The sequence below is a fragment of the Hymenobacter qilianensis genome (assembly GCF_014489555.1).
GTDB lineage: Bacteria > Bacteroidota > Bacteroidia > Cytophagales > Hymenobacteraceae > Hymenobacter > Hymenobacter qilianensis.
Window position 1 is genome coordinate 3,700,347 of the sequence record NZ_CP060784.1, and the last position, 18,905, is coordinate 3,719,251.

At 58.1% G+C, this 18,905-nt stretch carries 15 protein-coding genes and 3 pseudogenes; 5 read left to right on the plus strand and 13 right to left on the minus strand.

Features of this window, described 5'->3' with window-relative positions:
- The first annotated feature begins 246 nt into the window (after positions 1-246).
- On the plus strand, positions 247-756 hold the full coding sequence (locus H9L05_RS16650; protein ID WP_187731880.1) for a gluconokinase: 510 nt from the start codon (positions 247-249) through the stop codon (positions 754-756).
- Positions 757-794: 38 nt separating this feature from the next.
- Here the strand turns inward: H9L05_RS16650 and H9L05_RS16655 are convergent, their stop codons facing one another.
- The 5 genes and pseudogenes from H9L05_RS16655 to H9L05_RS16670 form a co-directional block, all read right to left on the minus strand.
- Positions 795-1,895: a pepsin/retropepsin-like aspartic protease family protein gene (locus H9L05_RS16655; RefSeq protein ID WP_187731881.1), complete on the minus strand. Its 1,101-nt coding sequence runs from the start codon at positions 1,893-1,895 to the stop codon at positions 795-797.
- Positions 1,896-2,428: 533 nt separating this feature from the next.
- Entirely contained in the window at positions 2,429-2,842 is a 414-nt protein-coding gene (locus H9L05_RS16660; RefSeq protein ID WP_187309408.1) for a LytR/AlgR family response regulator transcription factor, read from the minus strand.
- 781 nt (positions 2,843-3,623) lie between these two features.
- Positions 3,624-4,118, minus strand: a complete 495-nt coding sequence (locus H9L05_RS16665; protein WP_187731882.1) for a DUF5004 domain-containing protein — start codon at positions 4,116-4,118, stop codon at positions 3,624-3,626.
- Between the two features lie 156 nt (positions 4,119-4,274).
- Entirely contained in the window at positions 4,275-4,478 is a 204-nt protein-coding gene (locus H9L05_RS25205; protein ID WP_317175196.1) for an ATP-binding protein, read from the minus strand.
- A 41-nt stretch (positions 4,479-4,519) separates the two neighbouring features.
- A pseudogene (locus H9L05_RS16670) lies at positions 4,520-6,415 on the minus strand (tetratricopeptide repeat-containing sensor histidine kinase); the annotation flags it as partial.
- 277 nt (positions 6,416-6,692) lie between these two features.
- On the opposite strand from H9L05_RS16670, the gene H9L05_RS16680 reads away from it, so the two are divergent.
- From H9L05_RS16680 to H9L05_RS16690, 3 genes are all read left to right on the plus strand, one after another.
- A complete protein-coding gene (locus H9L05_RS16680) occupies positions 6,693-7,124 on the plus strand; it encodes a BLUF domain-containing protein (RefSeq protein WP_187731883.1) in 432 nt (143 codons plus the stop codon).
- An 80-nt stretch (positions 7,125-7,204) separates the two neighbouring features.
- Positions 7,205-8,344: an alpha/beta hydrolase gene (locus H9L05_RS16685; RefSeq protein WP_223284518.1), complete on the plus strand. Its 1,140-nt coding sequence runs from the start codon at positions 7,205-7,207 to the stop codon at positions 8,342-8,344.
- A 287-nt stretch (positions 8,345-8,631) separates the two neighbouring features.
- Entirely contained in the window at positions 8,632-9,375 is a 744-nt protein-coding gene (locus H9L05_RS16690; RefSeq protein WP_187731884.1) for a TrmH family RNA methyltransferase, read from the plus strand.
- A gap of 236 nt (positions 9,376-9,611) precedes the next feature.
- On the opposite strand, the gene H9L05_RS16695 is transcribed toward H9L05_RS16690, so the two are convergent.
- A complete protein-coding gene (locus H9L05_RS16695) occupies positions 9,612-10,487 on the minus strand; it encodes a universal stress protein (RefSeq protein ID WP_187731885.1) in 876 nt (291 codons plus the stop codon).
- Positions 10,488-10,823: 336 nt separating this feature from the next.
- Here H9L05_RS16695 and H9L05_RS16700 point away from each other — a divergent pair, with 336 nt between their 5' ends.
- Positions 10,824-11,825 (plus strand): sodium:calcium antiporter, encoded by a 1,002-nt coding sequence (locus tag H9L05_RS16700; protein ID WP_187731886.1) that lies wholly within the window; start codon positions 10,824-10,826, stop codon positions 11,823-11,825.
- Here H9L05_RS16700 and H9L05_RS16705 read toward each other — a convergent pair.
- From H9L05_RS16705 to H9L05_RS16730, 7 genes and pseudogenes are all read right to left on the minus strand, one after another.
- Positions 11,822-13,708 (minus strand): cation-translocating P-type ATPase, encoded by a 1,887-nt coding sequence (locus H9L05_RS16705; protein WP_223284970.1) that lies wholly within the window; start codon positions 13,706-13,708, stop codon positions 11,822-11,824. The genes H9L05_RS16700 and H9L05_RS16705 overlap by 4 nt on opposite strands.
- Entirely contained in the window at positions 13,591-14,511 is a 921-nt protein-coding gene (locus H9L05_RS16710) for an HAD-IC family P-type ATPase (protein ID WP_223284519.1), read from the minus strand. The genes H9L05_RS16705 and H9L05_RS16710 overlap by 118 nt, the downstream gene beginning before the upstream one ends.
- A gap of 172 nt (positions 14,512-14,683) precedes the next feature.
- Entirely contained in the window at positions 14,684-15,508 is an 825-nt protein-coding gene (locus tag H9L05_RS16715) for a universal stress protein (RefSeq protein ID WP_187731888.1), read from the minus strand.
- 39 nt (positions 15,509-15,547) lie between these two features.
- Positions 15,548-16,372 carry a universal stress protein gene (locus tag H9L05_RS16720; protein WP_187731889.1) on the minus strand — a complete coding sequence of 275 codons (825 nt, stop codon included), beginning with the start codon at positions 16,370-16,372 and terminating at the stop codon, positions 15,548-15,550.
- A 97-nt stretch (positions 16,373-16,469) separates the two neighbouring features.
- The gene (locus tag H9L05_RS16725) at positions 16,470-16,904 is read right to left on the minus strand and encodes a globin family protein (RefSeq protein ID WP_187731890.1); all 435 of its coding nucleotides are present in this window, start codon (positions 16,902-16,904) and stop codon (positions 16,470-16,472) included.
- 305 nt (positions 16,905-17,209) lie between these two features.
- Positions 17,210-17,457, minus strand: a pseudogene (locus tag H9L05_RS24040) (MBL fold metallo-hydrolase RNA specificity domain-containing protein).
- Positions 17,458-17,591: 134 nt separating this feature from the next.
- Positions 17,592-18,755: pseudogene (locus H9L05_RS16730) on the minus strand (MBL fold metallo-hydrolase); the annotation flags it as partial.
- Positions 18,756-18,905: the final 150 nt, after the last annotated feature.

The following is an 18,905-nucleotide window of genomic DNA, read 5'->3' on the forward strand; positions in this document are numbered from 1 at the left end:
TGGAAAGCCAGGAAAGCAGACCGGACTAATTTAATCAGTTTCGCGCTTTGAAGGCATGGCAAAATGCTGCTTTATGCACCTGAGGGCTGCGGTGGTATAGCCGCATATCCTTTAATTTGTGGCAAAGCCTTTTACCTCAGGCTGTCGGCGCACTCATAAATAATAGTGGAGGCTTCGGCCTTGCAGCATCGCTAACGCTGCGAGGCCGAAACCTCCACGAGTGCATTTTCCTTACTCCTTTCCAGTATGATTTGTATTGTAATGGGCGTGTCGGGCAGTGGCAAAACCACCGTTGGCCGCGAGCTGGCCCAGGCTCTGAGCTTGCCCTTTTATGACGCCGACGACTTTCACTCGGCGGCCAACGTGGAGAAAATGCGCCAGGGCACCCCGCTGACCGATGAAGACCGGCACGGCTGGCTCGCGGCCCTGGCCGCGGGCATCACGAAGTGGGAAAAGGCGGGCGGCGCGGTGCTGGCCTGCTCGGCGCTGAAAGAGAAATACCGGGCCGTATTGCAGGCAGCCGCCGCGCACGCTGTTTTCTGGGTGGTGCTGGAGGGGAGTAAGGAGCTGCTGGTGTCCCGGATGCGGACCCGCTCGGGCCACTATATGAAGGAGCAGATGCTCAATTCGCAACTGGCTGACTATGAGTCGCCGACTTATGGGCTGCACCTCAGTATTGAGGCATCGCCCGAAGAGCTGGTGAGGCAAACCGTGGAGTTTTTGAGAAAACAAAAGGGTGAAAAAGCCCCCCGCTGATTCTATCCAACGGCCCCCGGCTTAAGCGGCTGGAAGCGCTACAAGGACGCCTGCTCGAACTGCTCCCGGTGGTCACTGTTAGGCCGCAGCAGCAGCCGATTGTGCGGGTAGTCGATGATCAGATCGAAGCGGCGCAGCACATCGAAGCCGAGCGTTCCACTGCGGGGCACCGTCACGCGGTCAACCAGATTGTGGGGGTCGGGGAAGGCCGTCAGCAGGGAGCGGAGTTGATAGGCGCCCAGCTGCAACAGCGCTATGGGGCCCAGATAGCCCTGAATCAGACCGCTGAAGCCATAGCCCAGGTCGGCACGCTGGCGCTCGGGGGGCAAAGACAGCCGCGGATCGGAAGCGGTTTCCAGCGAGAGGGCGTGGTTGGCGCCCGTATCCAGCATCAAGCGTAAGGGTATTGCCTGTGAGCCCGTTAGGGAAATATTGGTGGTAATGTAGGGTCGGGAGTCATCCAGCTCGATGGGCAGGCTGCTCCAGCTGTCGTCCGTTGTGGGGCGTGGAGCGGTGGGCTCAGTAAAGGTGATTTGACCCAACGTGGGGTGAATGGAAACAATGAAGCTGCGAAACAGATCATAGCCCAAAATGCCATGAATTTGTATGCCTAACAGCGCTTCGAACGCTACGACCTGTTTGGTGACGATGATAAAGTTGATGGACGGCGCTTCAATGCCCGCAAACTCAACCCGCACGGAGTTCGTTCTGTGGGCCAGAACCGGCGCTTTCTTTCCTACTCCGGATAAGTTGTAGGCTTTGGTTGTCTGTACGCCCAGCTGTCGGCCAAGCTTGGGGTTGGTAATGAGGGAGGTGGCAATGCCGGTATCGAGCAGAAAATTATACGGCCCTTTGCCATTAAGAAAAACCGGAATGATGAGCAGGTTGCCGTGGGCTTTATACTCCATGGAAACCTGCTGCTGGCTGGCCTTTTTGAAGCGAAACGGCGAATCGATAAAAACCTCTGCATCCGGTGGCGCCGCAGTGGCAAACGCCGGCCAGGCAGCCAGTAAAAAAAGCCCCCCAAGTAACCCACAGATACTACGGCAAGCCCCCAGGCTAATGCAAAAGGAAAGGAATTGCTGGAGGGTGGCTATCGGCGCTTCGAGCAAGCGCAGCCAAGGCGAGATAGTAGCCATAGAGGCAGGTGGCTCGGTGCCGCCGACACCCCCGTGGTGCCTTTTGCCCGAAATCCGCCCCTATACACTCACTTTCAGACGCCTGCTTCAATGATTATTCTTTGAGGTGCCCGATTCAGCCCGTAAGCTGCCCGTTTTGACGCCAGAAAGAAGAGCCAAAGTAGCACTAGCGAGCAGCTTTCTGCCACACAAAAAAAACGGCCTATACGCAACGGGTAGGCCGTTTTTGTAGATATTTTGACGGCTATTGAAAGGCGTCAAAAAAGCAAAAAAGGACACAGCGAGGCGTCCAGCTTTTGCTGGGGCAGGTGTGGAAATTCACTCACCATTTTTCTACGCCTGCCGGGGAGTTGCAGCTCCCTGCCTCGCTGTGTCCTTTTCTGCTACTGCCCTGGGGCAGCTATCGATTCTTGGAGGTGTGTTTGTTTGATTATTAATATAGGCCCAACCTGCGCGGTGGCTTAAACAAAGCCTGCTGCCAAGCACTGGGGGGCTTTTTAGTCAATATTTTCCGTGTCTTGCAAGGGCTGTAACTACTTGTTTCTGGTGATGAACGCCTTCACGTTATCGCGGTAAAAACGGGTCCATTTCAGCGTGTGGCCGCCGGTGAGCTTCACCAGGTACTCTCCGTTGAAATACCCCTCGAGCTCTTCCACATAATTCAGATTGATCAGATAGGAGCGGTGGATGCGCGCAAAGTCCGTCGGATCGAGGCGCTGGGCCAGCTGGGTCAGGCTCTCGTACAGCACGTAGGAGCGCTGCAGCGTGTGCAGGGTGATGTAGCTGCCGTCGGCATCGAAGTAGAGAATATCATCGACCTTAATAAAAAACAGTTTATGCTGCTCCTTGACCAGCAGACGCTTTAATGGGGGGCGCGGCCCTGGCAACTCCTCACCGGGCCTGCCCCCTTCTGGCGAGGGCTGGGATTGGGTTACATTGGCTTTCATAGGATAAAGCAGTTAACAATTCAGCGCTTAGTTTTTAAGGATAAAATCAGGCATTCCGAAAGGAAACCCGGCATCGCGCCGGCCTGCGGAGGGCGCTGGCTTTTTCGTGCCAGCACCCGCCCCATCAGGGGCGGCGCGTCATTCTGCTTGTCAGGGACACCTTTTGTTTCGGTACCGCCTGCCAAGACCGTGTTCCTGCTTTATTCCTCCACGTGAGGAGTAAATATGTGCTGTCGTGGTTAGTTAGTAAGTGAAAGACCAGTAGTCTGGAAAGAGGCTGCATCCACGATACGAATAAATTCGTACTATCTGTTCAGCTTCTTGATTTGCCCCCCACCAGCCGACCAGCCGCTTGTTAGCCGAAGGTGTAATTATCTGCTGCTCTTTGCATTCGGATAGGGGCGGAGTATGTGCGTCTGCCGGGGATACCGACCAAAGTGGCAAACGTTACAGAAAACCTCGATTTTATTTGTCTACGGCTTGCTACGGGTAGTACTGCGAGTGAAACATGGGGTAAGGTGCATGGCCGCTTTGTTGGTTTCAGGAAACATACAGGCAGCTGAAGCGCTCAAATATTCGCCTGTATACTATATGTTCAGAAAGATGATGCCATCAATATAACGTTCTTATTATCAGCGCTATTGCAAAGACGCAGCGTTGTTATAATCCTGATCTGTTCGATTTCGATACACCCGTTGTCCGGTTATGATACGCTGGTGATCGGCCACAAAAAAGCCGCTTCGGGGAAGAAGCGGCTTTCTGGTATGGGTAGGATAGGGGCTTACTGGGCCGTGAAGGTGGTGCGGGTGACGGTGGTTACGCCACTTACCGTTTCCGTGTCCACGAGGATAAGCCGGGTTTGGTTCAGTTCCTCAATCGTGCCGGTCAGCTCAACATCATAGACAAAGCCCGGAGCGGCGGTGAAGCTGACGGCGCCCGAAAGCGTCTGGTCGTTGTTGGACAGGCTCCATTGGCCCGTCAGGGTTTGAGGGCTGGCGCTGAAGCACTTGGTTTTGCCCTCATCCACAACAAATGCATTGCTGGCCTGAAACTTATACAAGTTGTCTTTAAAGCAGGCATCCTCGCTGGTAAAGATGTCTACGGCCGCCTTGGTGCCTTCCTTTTCCGTGACGGCAGTTACCATCCAGGTCTTGGCCATGAGCTTCTCGGTGGCCGTCTGGTTTGTGGGTTGAGGATCGTTGTTGTTGTCGTCGCCGCAGCTAACGAGTGCCCCGGTCAGGGCCAGGGATACAGCAAAAGAGAAGAGCTTGTTCATAAAGGGCAAACGAGATAAAAGGAATAAAATTACTGGCGGACAAACCTAGCTATACTACGCGTTGGGGCTGCACTATTTTGCCCCCCAGCGGCAAATCAAATGCCAGCAAGCTCGGCTATGGATAGAAAAGGTAGCTGAAGTTCAGCAACACAAAATCTATACAATACCGGCACCTTTTTTTGCCACGGCACGCGTCTTTGCCTGGTTGAGAGGCAAGGTGATCAGAATATCGGTGCCTTCTCCTTCCCGCGATTCAAAGGTGAGGGTGCCGCCATGCCCTTTGGTAACGATATCGTAGCTGAGGGAGAGGCCCAGTCCTGTGCCTTCGCCGGGGGCTTTGTCGTGAAAAATGGTTGGAATACCTTCTTTGCCACGTCCGCGGGCATGCCCATACCGTTGTCGCGCACTCGCAGCTCTACTTGCCCATTGCTTTGGCGGGTGCTCACCTGCACCTGCGGCTGGTAGTCCGGATCAGTAACCGCGGCTTTCTGCTGCACGGCATAAAAAGCGTTGGTATACAGGTTCAGGAGCACCCGCCCGATGTCGGGGGGAACCAGTGCCACGGGCTCCAGGCCAGCCTCAAAGTCGGTAATTAGCTCTACTTCAAATGCGGGAGCTTTGGCGCGCAAGCTTTCATAGGCCAGATTCAGGTACTCTGTGGCCAGGGCGTTCAGGTCGGTGGGTTTGCGCTCACTGGTACTCGGCCGCGCATGTTCCAGCATGCCTTTGATAATAGCGGAGGCCCGCTGCCCGTGTTGGGTGATTTTGCTCAGATTCTGTTCCAGCTCGGCAGCCAGCTCTTCCACCTCCTGAAAGTTTCCCGCGCGGGCTTCGGTCTGCAACTCCTGGCTGATGTCGGCCGACACGTCGGCGAAATTGGTGACGAAGTTTAGTGGGTTCTGAATTTCGTGGGCGATGCCGGCGGTCAGCTCGCCTAGTGCCGCCAGCTTTTCCGCTTGCACCAGTTGCGCCTGGGTGGCTTTCAGTTCTTCCTGTTGGCGCTGAAGTTGGGCATTGGACCGCTGTTTTTGCTGATTGTTGAGCCAGAGCAGAACGCTCAGTCCGGCTACTATTACCAGGGCCGCCAACGAGCCCAGCAGGAGCAGACGCTGCTGACTATTTTGCTGGCGAATCAGCTGTTGGTTGTGCGTCAGGAGTTGAATCTGCGACTGCTTCTTTTCCAACGCATACTGGTACTGGAGCGCGGCCGTGCGGCGGGTCACTTCCTGATTGTCGAGGCTGTCACGGTAGGCTATGAACATGGCGAGGTAGCGATACGCTTCGTCGAAGCGGCCACGGGCTGAGCTAGCTTGGGCCAGCACATCACTGGCGTCGCGAATCGTGCTTTTGTTGCCGGTGCGCTGGCCCGCCAGCAGCGCCTCGCGCCCGTACACCCAAGCACTATCGGGCTGCTCCGTATCGAGGTAAGCGCGGGCCAGAATGAGCTGCACCAGGGGCATTCTGCCTACGTCATCCAGTTGCTTCATGCGTTGCAGGGCCCGAAAAGCCGCAGAAAAAGCTGCCCGGTAGTTGCCCAGACGCTCATCCATATCGGCAATGCTATATAGACTCATGGTAATGCCGCCTTGATTATTCAATTCTTTCGCCAGCACGGCGCCCTGCTCAAAATAGCTCCGCGCCTGCGCCCACTGGCCCTGAATGCGGCACAGCTCGCCTAGCCCCGATACGCAATGGGCAATGCCGTCCTGGTCGCCTACGCCCCGCGCCAACTTGAGGCCCCGCACAAAGTACTGCCGGGCCTTTTGGTATTCGCCCAGCGCGATGCTCGTATTGCCAAGCTGGCTGTTGAGAAGTGTCAGCCACTTCTGGCTGGGTATTGCATCTGCCAGCTTCAGGCCCTGAAAGCTATAAGCCATGGCCTGCGCATAGTTGCCCTGCCCGGAAGCGGTGTACGAGAGGTTGTACAAACACGAAATCTCATGCAGGTGGTCATTGAGCCGGACAAACAGCTTTCGAGCCTTATGAGTGTAGTCCAAGGAAAGCTCGTACTGATTGCGGAAGCGGTAATAAAAGCCTAAACCCAGCAAAGCGCGGGCTTCGCCAAACGTGTAGCCTATCTCCCGCGACAGGTTTAGGGCTTCTTCATAAGCGGTTTTGGTTTGCTGGGGGGCATTTGCGCGCTGTACGAATGCCAGCGTGTTGAGGCGGTTTACTCGGCCTGTATCACGCTGCGGATGCGCCTCCACCGCGGCTTGCCAGCGCCTGCCCACTGAGTCTTGCGTCCTTGCTTCAAAAGACAGGAAACTCAGCAAGCAAAGCAACAAGAGCGTTTTCATACATAATCACTTGTCCAAAAATAACTTGATAATAAGGTATTGATTCAAGCGGACTTAGCAAAGAAAGAAACTCTTGCCTAAGCTAAAATAGTCATATTAAATCTTGTTTTTTGAACACGTATTAATAGCGCGACTTCCATCTATTGCGCCAAAAAAGCCAACAGGAGCGAGGGCTACCAATGTCTTTGCGAACAGACCAGTAAATCTTCAGGTCGCGGCTCTCGACAAAGTGGCTTCGCTTTCGTATCTTCTCTTTCTCAGCGTAACCCTGCCGTGGTTGTGGCAAATTTCAGGTGTGCTGGGGGCAATTATGCTATACCAACTGTGCTACGTGAGTCGGGCCGTGACACCGCTGAGCTACCCGGAACTGCGCGCCCTGGTGGCCCAGGCCCGTGCCTATAACGCGGCGCACGGCATCACCGGCATCCTGTTTTATGGCGAGGGCAATTTTGCCCAGGTGCTGGAAGGCGAGCAGGCAGAGGTGGAGCGCCTGTTCGACTGCATTCAGCACGATGCACGGCACTACGACGTGACGGTGATTACGCGCGTGACCCGTCCCCGGCGCACCTATCCGCAGTGGGGCATGGCAGGCCATCGGTTGGCAGAAGCACAGTTTGCTGAGCTGGTTAAGTACCTGCCCGAAGAAGCAGACGCGCCGCCGTTGGAAGCTCGCCTGGAGGCATTCGTTAGTAAGAGTGAGCAATTGTAAGCTTTGCCTACTGCGCCTCAACTACCTAGCTCTACTGTACGTAAGGCAATGACCAATCCTTACACCTAACACCCCCTCTTATGAATTATTCTTTCCTTCGCCCGGCCGGTCTGGCTGGACTGATGGCTCCTGCCTTGGCGAGCTGCCTGCTGTTAAGCAGCTGTGATACCAAGCCGAAAGCCACCGAAACCGACACCCAGGCCACAGCGGCCGATAGCACTGCCACCGCAACGACCGGCGAAGTGAAGCCCACCGGCGCCAAACCGGCGTGGGGGCCAAATCTGAAGCCTGAGATGCAGGCAGTCATTGAGCAGCTAATGAGCTTCAACAATAAGCCGCTGCCTGAGTTGACTGCCGTTCAGGCCCGCAAGCAGCCGAGCCCTGCCGACGCGGCCATGAAGCAGATGCAGGCCAGCAATATCACGCCCCCGCCCATGCAGGTGGACACAGCCAGCCAAACCCTAATGCCCGGCGTGAAGGCGCGCATTTATACGCCCAAGGCCGGCGCAGCTCCCTTTCCAGTAATTGTGTATTACCATGGCGGCGGCTGGGTAATTGCCACCATCGACACATATCATGCTTCCGCGCAGGCATTGACCGAGCAAACCGGGGCCGTGGTAGTATCGGTAGAGTATCGCAAGGGGCCGGAGCATAAGTTCCCGACGGCCCACGACGACGCATTCGCCGCTTATCAGTGGGCGCTGAAAAATGCCGCCAGCATTAAAGGTGATCCGAAGCGAGTAGCGGTGGCGGGCGAAAGCGCCGGCGGTGGTCTGGCGTGCGCCGTGAGCATGCAGGCCCGCGACAAAGGCGTGGCGCTGCCCAAGCATCAGCTGTTGGTGTACCCCATTGCGGGCTCCGACACTAATACGCCTTCTTACCAAAAGAACACGGAGACCGCGCCGCTTAATAAAGCAGGCATGGAGTGGTTCTTCAAGAACTACCTGCGTACTCCCGCTGACGGAAAGGACCCACGCATCAACCTGGTGGCCGCGAATCTGAAAGGCTTGCCGCCGACCACCATCATCGCCGCCGAATACGACCCGCTGACGAGCGAAGGCAAAACCCTCGCTGATAAGCTCACAGCCGCCGGCGTGAAAGTGAATTATAAGCTCTACGATGGCACCACTCACGAATTCTTCGGGATGGCGGCTGTAGTACCCGAGGCCAAGCAGGCCCAGGGCGTGGCAGTAGCGGATCTGAAGGGCGCGCTGAAGTAAACCTAGCTGCTCTCTGTAAAAAAAGCCCCCCGCTTGTTGAAGTGGGGGCTTTTTTTGCGAAGTGTAAAAGCAGCAGCAGACTACTGCAATCGTGTGGTCAGCGTTCTTCTTACTCTCGTGAACAGCGGCGGCTAGGTTGGGCTAAAAGGTCAGATTGCCTTCGTTAGCTTTGTAGCGCGGCCGAGCGGCAGCTCGCAGGGGCCGTTGTTGGGGCAGAATTTCGTGCCTGACAGTGAAAAAAAAGGGGCGTAATCTCCGGCAAAGTAACAGGCAACAGCACAGCTCCTATGGTCAGTAAAGCGTTAAAAAGCCGCGTAGAGCAGCTCAAACAAAAGAAATACCGCAAACGCTTGGGGCTGTTTCTGGTGGAGGGCGGCAAAAGCGTGCTGGAGCTGCTGGCATCGGATTTAGTAACCGAACGCGTATTTCTGACGGCTGAGTACGCCGCCAAAATTCCGCCACTACCGACGGCTGTGCCTTTCGAGCTGGTATCGGAAGAAGAGCTAACTCGCCTCGGGACCCTGGCCACCAATACAACAGCCCTGGCCATCGCCCATCTGCCGGCCGAGCCGCCGCTTTTGTCCCCCACAAACACCTTATTGCTGGCGTTGGACCAGGTGCGCGACCCCGGCAACATGGGCACGCTCATTCGGCTGGCCGACTGGTACGGCCTACAAGGCGTGGTGTGCTCCGATACCTGCGCCGACCCATGGGCGCCCAAAACCATAGCCTCCACCATGGGCTCGTTCGCCCGCGTGCCCGTCTGGCAGCGCGATTTGCCCGAGTGGCTCGACAATTTGCCCCCCAGCGTGCCCCGCTACGGTGCCCACCTCGAAGGCGACAACGTGCACCGCCTCACCCTGCAACCGTCGGGCGTGCTCATCATGGGCAGCGAGTCGCACGGCCCGCGGCCGGAGGTGCTGGAGCGCCTCACGCAGCGGCTCTACATTCCGGGCGCTGGCGGCGCCGAAAGCCTGAACGTGGCTATTTCAGCGGCGATTCTGCTGGATAACTTTCACCGGGAACTGTAATGAGTAGTTGTCAGATCAATGAAATGATATGAAGCTCGTAGTTGAACTCAGCTGCAAGCTATTCGGCCATTACTTCCAGTAGCGACAACCAATTGTCAGTCATTGCGTCAAAACTGGAGAAGCTGTAAAAAAGCCCCCGGTAGCCTCTGCAGAGGCTACCGGGGGCTTTTTTACAGCTGCGCGAATGATTGCACAATGCATCACTTGCCTCAGCAAAGTGGCCGTGCGTCGGGGCTTTAGCCATCGATGGCTGGCACTACCAGCACGGGCACCGGGCTGCGCATCAGCAGCTGACTGGTGATGCTACGGTGAAAAAAGCCCCCCAGCACACTGCGCCGCCGGGCCAGCAGAATCAGACAGTCGGCCTTGGTGGAAGCCAGCGCTTCCAGAATGCCTAAATCGGGGTGAATGGCATAATAGCCTTCCACTGAAAGTCGGGGCCCGTCGGTGGGTAGTAGGCCGCTGTTGCCCACATAATGCAGGGCCGAGGCGCAGGCCATATCATTTTGCATAGCGGCTGCCGTGATAACCGTGGTGCGCTGGGGCCGCAGCTTGTGCAGAATGTGGGGCGCCAGCGCATGAGGCGGTAGCGCAAAGGCCTCGGCATCAGCGGCAATTGCCACGTGCTGCGGAGCGGCCGGACCCGTGTAGGATTGGGGCACCAACAGCAGCGGCAGCTCCACATTGCGGAGCACATCCAGCGTGGCGGCCCCCAGATCGAAGTCGGCGCGCTCCGCATGGGGGCGACCCAGCACAAACAGCGCCGGATGGTAGCGCCGGGCCAGGTCGTTGATGACAGCGGGAAAAAGATCGGTGGCTAACTCGATGGTGGTCGGCGAATCCAGGCCGGCGGCCATTTCCTGCAGCGCCTGCTCCAGGTATACGGTGGATTGCTGATCTGCCGGGGCTTTGCTGGTTTTCCGCAGCAGACCCCGATGATTGGAGTGCAGCAGCACCAGCCGGGCCCCGAGCGGCGCGGCCAATTCGTTCGCAAACTGCACCGCCCGCCTGCTTTCAGGGAAAAAACTGGTCAGCACAATGAAGGTGATAGTCGTGCTGTCAGCGGCCGTCGGCTCGGCGGAAGTAGCAGGCTTTGGGGGAGTATCCATCATGAGAGAAGCTGTTATCCGTGGTGAAGGCTTAGCGTTGGGAAGAGTGGGCCTACAGTGCGGAGCGTGAAGGGTAAACAGGCCGCCACCAGTCATACAGTGTCGGATGTTAAGTATAAGCAAAGCTGTACACAAATGGAGAGGTAATGCCATGATCCCACTCAGGCAGTAAGGTGAGGTAAGTCATGGCAGGTTTCGGTGGTCACAGCGATGTTTACGGACCAGGCTGGCCGGCTGGTGCCGACATGCTCGTGGGGGCTTTTCTGGGGAAATTGAAGCCCCGAGCAACCGGAAAAACTCGGTTTCGCCTCTGTTATTCTTACTTCAATAGCTGCCCGCATGCTGAATCTGGCCACTGACATTCTGGGTTTTCTGTTTTGCACCGGCATCATTGTCGTAAGCGGTACGAAGCTGTCGAAATACGGCGATCAGCTTGCTATCCTAACCGGTATCAGTCGGGCGTGGCTGGGCCTGGTGCTGCTGGCATCGGTTACGTCGTTGCCGGAGCTGCTTACCAGCATCAGCGCGGTAGCCATCGTGGGCGCTCCTGACCTGGCCATGGGCAACATTCTGGGCAGCTGCGCCTTCAATATTCTGATTCTGGCCTGGGTGTATTTATTTGCCCCCCAGCGGGCGTTGCGGCTGCCGGTGAGTGCGGAACACACGCTTTCCGCCTCTCTGGGTGTGCTGATGCTGAGCGTGGTAGGAGTAGGCTTTCTTGCCCCGGAAGCCTTCGGAACCTTGGGCTGGATGGGCGGCTACAGCGTGGTGCTGGCGCTGCTGTACTTCCTGTCGATGTATAGCATTTTTCAATACGGAAACACCACCGCACCCGCATCGGAAGCAGGCCCCGCCGCATTTAAAGCCGATACTAAGCTGCAACCGGTGGTGCTTCAGCTGCTTCTGCACGCCGGACTGGTGGTGCTCAGCGCGCTGGCGCTCCCTTATTTTAGCGAGCATCTGGCCGAGGCCAGCGGTTTGGGCGAAAGCTTCTTCGGTTCATTTTTTCTGGCCATTACCACTTCCCTGCCCGAAATCGTGGTGTCGCTGGCGGCAGTGCGGCTGGGCAGCATCGATATGGCGCTGGGCAACTTATTTGGCAGCAACTTATTTAATCTATTTGTTCTGAGCCTGAGTGATATGGCCTTTCTGTCCGGCCCAATTATCGCGCACGTAAGCACCAGCCATCTGCTCACAGTGATGGGGGGTATTATCCTGACGGCTCTCAGTATTATGAGCCTGTTGCCGCACCCTGGTCAGGTTCTTCGGTTGTCACCGGGGGCCCTCAGTATAGTGCTCATCTATGGCTTGCTGACCCTGCTGCTGTATCACAATCGCTAGGGTTGGGCGGCCGGCTGCCTGCGCAATTTCTCTGCATTTTGCCCCCTATGCAGCAGCCATCCAAGTAGTTGGCCCAGTACCAGCACCAGCACAGCCGGGGCCAGAATCAGTACAAGCAGGGAGGTGCTCAGGGGCTGAATGCCCAGCAGATTGCGCAGCAGCGGCAGGAAGTAAGTCAGCAGCAGCAGACCCGTGCACAGGGCCAGGGCCAGCCACACGTAGCGGTTGCGCAACACGTCGTTGTGTCTCAAGGGCGTAGCAATACCGGCCATGTTGAACACGTGCAGCAGCTGCGCCCCGGCCAGGCCATAAAACAGAAGATTGTTGCCGACTTCTTCTGCTACCCCATAGTACTGACGGGCAATGTAATAGCTGCCCAGCAATACCACGGTCATCAGGGCCGCGTAGGCAACGGCCAGTCGCCAGTCGCCGGGGCGCATGATGGGGCCCTGCGGATCGCGCGGCGGGTGCTGCATCACTCGCGAACTACCTTTGCCCACGCCCAGCGCCAGCGCCGGGAACACGTCGGTAAGCAGGTTCAAAAACAGGATTTGCAGCGGCAGCAGCCCCAGGCCAGCCCCCAGCAAACCAGCCGCCGTCACTACCAGAATCTCGCTCAGATTGCAGGAAACCAGATACAGCACAAAGCGCCGGATGTTGGTAAAGATGATGCGACCCTGCTCCACCGCCGCCACGATGGACGCGAACGAATCATCGCGCAACACCAGGGCGGCCGCCTCACTGGCTACCTGCGTGCCCCGCAGGCCCATGGCCACCCCGATATCTGCTTTTTTAAGGGCCGGCGCGTCATTTACGCCGTCGCCGGTCATGGCTACGATGTGGCCGTGCTGCTGATATAGGCTGATCAAATCCAGCTTTTGCGCGGGGCTTACACGGGCAAATACGGCGGTGTGCGCCAGTCGGCCTCCCTCACCATCGGGGTCCGAAAACAAGCTGGGTAGCTCCGCGCCAGTGATGGCAATGGCTTCCTTGTCGGTAGTCAGGCCCACCTGATGGGCAACGGTGAGGGCAGTAGCTGGGTGGTCGCCGGTTACCATAATCACCCGGATACCAGCTTGTTGGCAGGAAGCCAGCGCCGGAATTACTTCGGGTCGGGGCGGATCCAGAAAAGCAACTATCCCCAGCCACACCAGCTCATTGGTCCAGTCGGATTGGTGCTCATCGGGCAACAGCCGGTAAGCGAAGCCCAGCGTCCGCAGCCCGCTTCGGGCCAGCTCTTCGGCGTGGAGCAGGTATTGAGCCCGCTGTTCCGCGCTAAGAGGCTGAGGGCCGCTGGGGGGCATTTCCAGATAGGTGCAGCTGCGCAATACTTCTTCGGCAGCCCCTTTTACGGCCACCCACACCTGCCCATCAGGGTGCTCATGCACCGTGGCCATCAGGCGGGTATCGGAGTTGAAGGGCTGCTCCGCCAGGCGGTTGGCGGTGGCGTGCGCGCCGGGTACATCGAAGCGGCTGGTATGGGCAAAGGTCAGCAGGGCTACTTCCAGCGGGTCGCCCAGGGCGGTATCCGGATCGGTGTGCGAGTAAGTGGCATTATTGCAAAGCGCAGCCACACGCAGCAGCTTCTGAAAGGTGTCGCTGCTGAGCAGTGCCGGTTCAATTTCGGCGGCGTCGGGCTTCACTTCCACGCGGCCCTCGGGAAGCCAGATGGTGTGCACGGCCATCTGATTCTGGGTGAGCGTGCCCGTTTTGTCCGTGAAGATGACGTCGGTGCCGCCGAGCGTTTCCACGGCCGCTAACCGCTTTACCAGCACTTTGCGCTCGGCCAGACGCAGCATGCCATAGGCCAGCGCCAGCGTAGCCACAATGGACATGCCCTCCGGAATAGCTGCCACGGCCAGCACAATAGCCGTTTTGAACAGCACATAAACCGATTTTCCTTCCAGCAGCCCCCCACTACAAACAGCGTAGCCAGCCCGAAAGTGATAAAAACCAACTGCCGCGCCAGCTTATTCAGCTTGGCTTCCAGCGGCGTAGCGGTGTGCTTGGCCTCCTGCACCAGCTGGGCGATGGTGCCCAGCTGCGTTTTGCCCCCCACACCGGTTACAAAGGCCCGGCCCGTGCCATTGACTACGGCCGTGCCCTTAAATAAGTGGTTGGTCTGCTCGGCGAGGTGCGCCGCCGGGTCGGTAGGTTCCAACTGCTTGCTGACCGGCATCGATTCGCCAGTGAGGGCCGACTCGTTGACTTGCAACTGCTGGGCGTCGAAAAGCTGGGCGTCGGCGGCTACTACCTCGCCGGCTTCCACCAGCAGCACATCGCCCATCGTAATATCATCAGCCGGAATGGCGCGCACCTGCCCATCGCGCAGCACCCGGGCGCTGGTTGCGCCCATGCGGCGCAGGGCTATCATAGACGCCTGCGCATTCCACTCCAGCCAGAAGCCAATCAGGGCGTTAATGAGAATAACGGCCAGGATGGCGTAACCTTCGGCAAAGTCCTGAAACGCAAAGGAAAAGACAGCCGCGCCACCCAAAACGGCCACAATCATGCTCTTGAACTGGCGCAGCAATACCCGCGCCCAGCTTTCCTGTACGGCCGTTTCTACGGTGTTGGGGCCATAAATACTCAACCGCCGCTGGGCTTCCGCCTCAGTGAGGCCAGTAGTCGGCGACGTGGCTGAGTCAGTAAGGGGTGGTACGCTGTTGATGGTGGCTTGCTGCATAGAGTAAGGAGTAAGCAACGAGCACAGTGGAACCCCTGGTCCGAAGCGTACTCCAATCTAGCTAAAAAGCAGCTTTTGAGAACTGTGGTTCGCGCTTTAACGAGTAGAGGGGGACTCTTAAATCGCCCTGTCAAGCACACCGTTATAATAGTAATTAGCGCGAAGCCACCGACTAGTTTACGGGCAACACCAGCACTGGCACCGGACTGCGGGCAATGATGTGGGCCGTGACGCTGTGGTGAAAAAGCCCCCCAAGGTAGTTGCGCGACCGCGACAGCACCACCACTAAGTCGGGGCTGACCTGGGTAATGGCTTCGAGCACGCCCACCGCCGGATCGGAGTGGAGAAAGCCGCGTAAGTCCACCGACCGGACGCCCTTGGTTAGGCCGCTTGCCTGCACGTGCATCAGCGCGCGGGCGCAGCCGGCATCGTCTTCCAGAGCAGTTACGTGCACGACCGTTACCTCCGCTTTTATGTTTTGGAGCAGCTCAATGACGGCGCCGGCGTTGGCGAGCACAAAGTTCTCCTGATCCACGGCTATCATCACGCGGCGCGGCTGGACCGCGGCCGGGGTAGCGTCGGGCACGACCAGCACCGGAAACTGCGCTGCCCGCAGCAGATCGAGGGTGGTGGCACTCAACTGCTCGGGCGATGCGTGATTGGCCGCCGGCAATCCTACCACGAACAGGCCTGACGGATAGCGGGTCACCAGATCGTGCGCCACTTCCGGCAGCAGATCGGTGGCCAGCTCCACGGTAGCCGGGGTGTGCAGCTGTGTGGCCAGTCGCTCCAGCAAAGTCGCCGTGTCGGCATCCCGGTCAAGCTCCTGGCGCCGCCAGCCTTCCCCGGCAAACATATAGAGGTCGTAGAGGGAAGAGCGGTTTACGTGCAGCAGCACCAGTCGGCCGCCCTGGGCGCAAGCCAATGCATCGGCATAGTGCAGGGCCCGCAGGGCAGCCGGGTAAAAGTTGGTGAGCACAATCAGGGAAATGCCCATGGCAGTACCGGTTGTTAGGCGACGTGGGTGCGGCGTGAACTAATCCATAGCCGGAATCAGCAGAACCGGAATAGGGCTTTCGCCGATAATCTGGGCCGTAACGCTGCGATGAAACAGGCCGCCGAGCAGACTATGGCGCCGCGCAATCACGACCAGCAGATCGGCCTCCAGCTCGGCCGCGCCCTGCAAAATTCCCTCCGCCACGCTGGTGTGGTACACGATGCGAACCGGGTCAGTTTCTTTCACCGATAGCAGACCGCTTTTCCGCACACTGTGCAAGGCATCCTGGCCGGCGGCCGCGCCGGGGTCTTTTTGGTCCGTTACGTGGATAATGGTGAGCGTGGCCTGCAACGAGAGCAAGAGGTGCTGGAGGATATCCTGGTTTTCATACAGCATAAAATCCTCGCCATCAACGGCTAACAGTAAGCGGCGCGGTGGAAAAGTGTCCCAGCCCACGGTGGGCACCGTGAGCAGCGGGTGGGGCACATGGCGCAGCAGATCCATGGCCGCATTAACGATGCCTTCGGCCGGCATAACCGCTGTGCCCGGCCGCCCCAGCACCAGCAGCTGCGGATGATGCTGGCGCACGGCCTCCGTCACGGCATCGGGCAGGTAGCCTTCCGAAATTTCCACCTGAGTAGGCACGGGTTGGCTGCTGGCCAGCTTCGTCAGCGCTTCGAGGGTTTCGCGCTCATTGTGGTGGGCTCCGCGGTTGGTGTACTCTTCGGGCGAAAGCAGCCCGTCGTGGCGCACGTGCAGCAGCACCAGCTGCGACTGCAAGGGCAACGCCAAGCCAGCGGCGTAGGAAAGAGCGCGGTTGGAAACGGCGAAGAAATCGGTCAGAACAACGATAGGAGATGTCATGGTGGCGAGCTGATAGACGTGACAGACAGGTTTAAAACTGGCTTAAAATAACGCTGGGGGGCTTTTGTGGGGAACAAATACGCGACGTACGCAGGCGCTAAGCGGCCGCCAGCGCCTTGGTCGTGGTGTTGTCATGCGTGATATAGCCATCCCGATAGCTATGCTGTTGAGCCAGCTGCCAGTGCGCGAGCATGGTGGCCAGATTGAGCACGTGGCCCTGAGCGGCGGTGGCTTCGGGCCCCTCAAAATTGTGGTCAAAGGTGTATTTCAGCAGCCGGCACCAACGCTCATACAGCGGGCCGATGTAGGGATGCACATGGGTGGCCCGCAACGGCCGGCCCTGATAGCATTCACCCGCCAGCGCAGCTTCCCACCACGCCAGATGCTCCTGCTGGGCCGCGCTGCGGCTGTAGGCGTTCATGGGGTTGCCAAAAACCGAGCTCAGCACTTCATCATTAGCCAGCCGATCCATAAACTGGCTGACAAGCTGCTGGCGCCGGGCTGGCGTATCCAGATCAGGGAGGGAATGCATATTCATGGGGAAAGTGATGAAATGCAAGCTGTTAGCTCGCCGTGGAAGAATCGTGCGAAGCCTGACGCTGGTGCCAGACGATGCCGGTCAGCGTGAGGAAGAGGAGCCAGAACCAAAAAGCGGGTGTGATCATAGCGCAGAAATGAGGCAGTGAATACTTCGCTGTTAAGGGCGATTACAGGGTAAAATTCGGGATTGGAGGCCCACTAAAGAATGGCCTTCGTCACCGTAAGTCTTGATTTTAATCATCCTAAATTTTATTGCATAAATCATATTTTGCCAGAGGTTAGACCAGCATACTGCGCCTAGATTCCTGTGAACAGCTTGGCCGATTCCCGGTATTCGGGCACGATTACCGAAGACCATTTTAAGTCGTGACGCATACTCTCCGCCAGGGAGTTAGCTGCTGCGGGCTCGCCATGTACCACGAAAGTGCGCTTGGGGGCTTTTTGAAATTGCGCAGCCAGCGCAGCAGCTCCGAGCGGTCGGCGTGGGCCGAGAAGCCGTCGAGCTCGGCCACGTGGCAGTGCACGGGCACCCATTGCCCAAACATCTTGATCTGCGGAGCGCCGTCTTGCAGGTCGCGGCCCCGGGTGCCTTCGGCCTGGTAGCCCACCAGCAAAAGCGTGTCCTGGGCCGGGGCAGCCGATGATACAGGTGATGGATAATGCGCCCGCCCGTAAGCATACCGCTCGACGAGATGATGATAGCCGAACCCATCAGCTGATTCAGAGCTTTCGACTGCTGCTGCTCGCTCACAAACGTCAGGTTCTCAAAATAAAACGGGTTGTTCTCGCCCAGCCGGTGTGCCCCGGCATGGTGCTGAAAAAGAGACGTGACGCGGATGCCCATGGGGCTGTCGACGTAGATGGGCACCGTGGGCACGCGGCCTTCCTGCCGGAGTTTTTTGAGGTAGTAAAGCAGGGTTTGGGTGCGGCCCACGGCAAAAGCCGCAATGAGCAGTACGCCCCCGCGCCCCAGCGCCTCATTTACCAGCCGGGCCAGCTCCTGCTCGGGGTCCTGAATGCGGGTGTCCCGGTCGCCGTACGTAGACTCTACCAGCAGCACATCGGCCGTTTCAATGGGCGTCGGGTCGAATAATACGGGATTGTCGTAGCGGCCCAGGTCGCCGGAAAAAACCAGCTTTTTCGATTGCTGAAGCCCTTTTACGGTCATCTCGGCAATGGCGGAGCCCAGAATATGGCCCGCGTCGCGGAACACCACCTGCACCTGATCGGTGACCTCCACGGGCAGATCGTAGGGCACTGAGCGCAGGAGCGTAAGCACTTGCCGCGCGTCGGCGGTGGTATACAGCGGCTCGGCGGGGTGGTGCTTGGAGTAGCCTTTGGCGTTGGCGTATACGGCCTCTTCTTCCTGTAGCTTGGCCGAGTCGAGCAGCATTATCTCGAGCAGATCGGCGGTGGCATCGGTGCAGAAAATTGCCCCCCGGAACCCCTCACGCACCAGTCGGGGCAGGTAGCCGCTATGATCGATGTGGGCGTGGGTAAGCACCACGGCCTCCAGATCGGGAACGGGCAGCGGCAGCGGCTCCCAGTTGCGCAGGCGCAGCTCTTTCAGGCCCTGAAACAGCCCGCAATCTATCATCAGCTGCCGCCGCTTGGGGCCTTTGTCCAGGGTCAGCAGGTACTTGGAGCCCGTAACGCAATGCGCGGCGCCCAGAAAAGTCAGGCTTACATCGAGCAGCGACTCCTCAAAGGGAATCCAGGGCTCCACTATCGACTCAGCCGAGTGCGTGGCCGGGCGGGCTACCTGCGCCTTTTCACTCGAAGCAGACGGCATCAACCAGGGTTTAAAAGGGGAAAGCGGACGAATGGGACGTACCTGGCGCATGGCATCTGGGATAAGGGTGGCAGCGAATTGGAGAGCAGAAGAGATATGGTGTTCCGGACAACATCACATTTACAATATATTGAAGCCTGAACCCAGAGTCTATGATCTAAATCATCTCCTTGGGTAATCATTCTCACATAGTGCCCGCCA

Coding starts and splice junctions, on each gene's coding strand:
- H9L05_RS16650 (WP_187731880.1), top strand. CDS start 247: ATGATTTGTATTGTAATGGGCGTGTCGGGCAGTGGCAAAACCACCGTT.
- H9L05_RS16655 (WP_187731881.1), bottom strand. CDS start 1,895: ATGGCTACTATCTCGCCTTGGCTGCGCTTGCTCGAAGCGCCGATAGCC.
- H9L05_RS16660 (WP_187309408.1), bottom strand. CDS start 2,842: ATGAAAGCCAATGTAACCCAATCCCAGCCCTCGCCAGAAGGGGGCAGG.
- H9L05_RS16665 (WP_187731882.1), bottom strand. CDS start 4,118: ATGAACAAGCTCTTCTCTTTTGCTGTATCCCTGGCCCTGACCGGGGCA.
- H9L05_RS16685 (WP_223284518.1), top strand. CDS start 7,205: ATGAATTATTCTTTCCTTCGCCCGGCCGGTCTGGCTGGACTGATGGCT.
- H9L05_RS16690 (WP_187731884.1), top strand. CDS start 8,632: ATGGTCAGTAAAGCGTTAAAAAGCCGCGTAGAGCAGCTCAAACAAAAG.
- H9L05_RS16695 (WP_187731885.1), bottom strand. CDS start 10,487: ATGATGGATACTCCCCCAAAGCCTGCTACTTCCGCCGAGCCGACGGCC.
- H9L05_RS16700 (WP_187731886.1), top strand. CDS start 10,824: ATGCTGAATCTGGCCACTGACATTCTGGGTTTTCTGTTTTGCACCGGC.
- H9L05_RS16710 (WP_223284519.1), bottom strand. CDS start 14,511: ATGCAGCAAGCCACCATCAACAGCGTACCACCCCTTACTGACTCAGCC.
- H9L05_RS16715 (WP_187731888.1), bottom strand. CDS start 15,508: ATGGGCATTTCCCTGATTGTGCTCACCAACTTTTACCCGGCTGCCCTG.
- H9L05_RS16720 (WP_187731889.1), bottom strand. CDS start 16,372: ATGACATCTCCTATCGTTGTTCTGACCGATTTCTTCGCCGTTTCCAAC.
- H9L05_RS16725 (WP_187731890.1), bottom strand. CDS start 16,904: ATGCATTCCCTCCCTGATCTGGATACGCCAGCCCGGCGCCAGCAGCTT.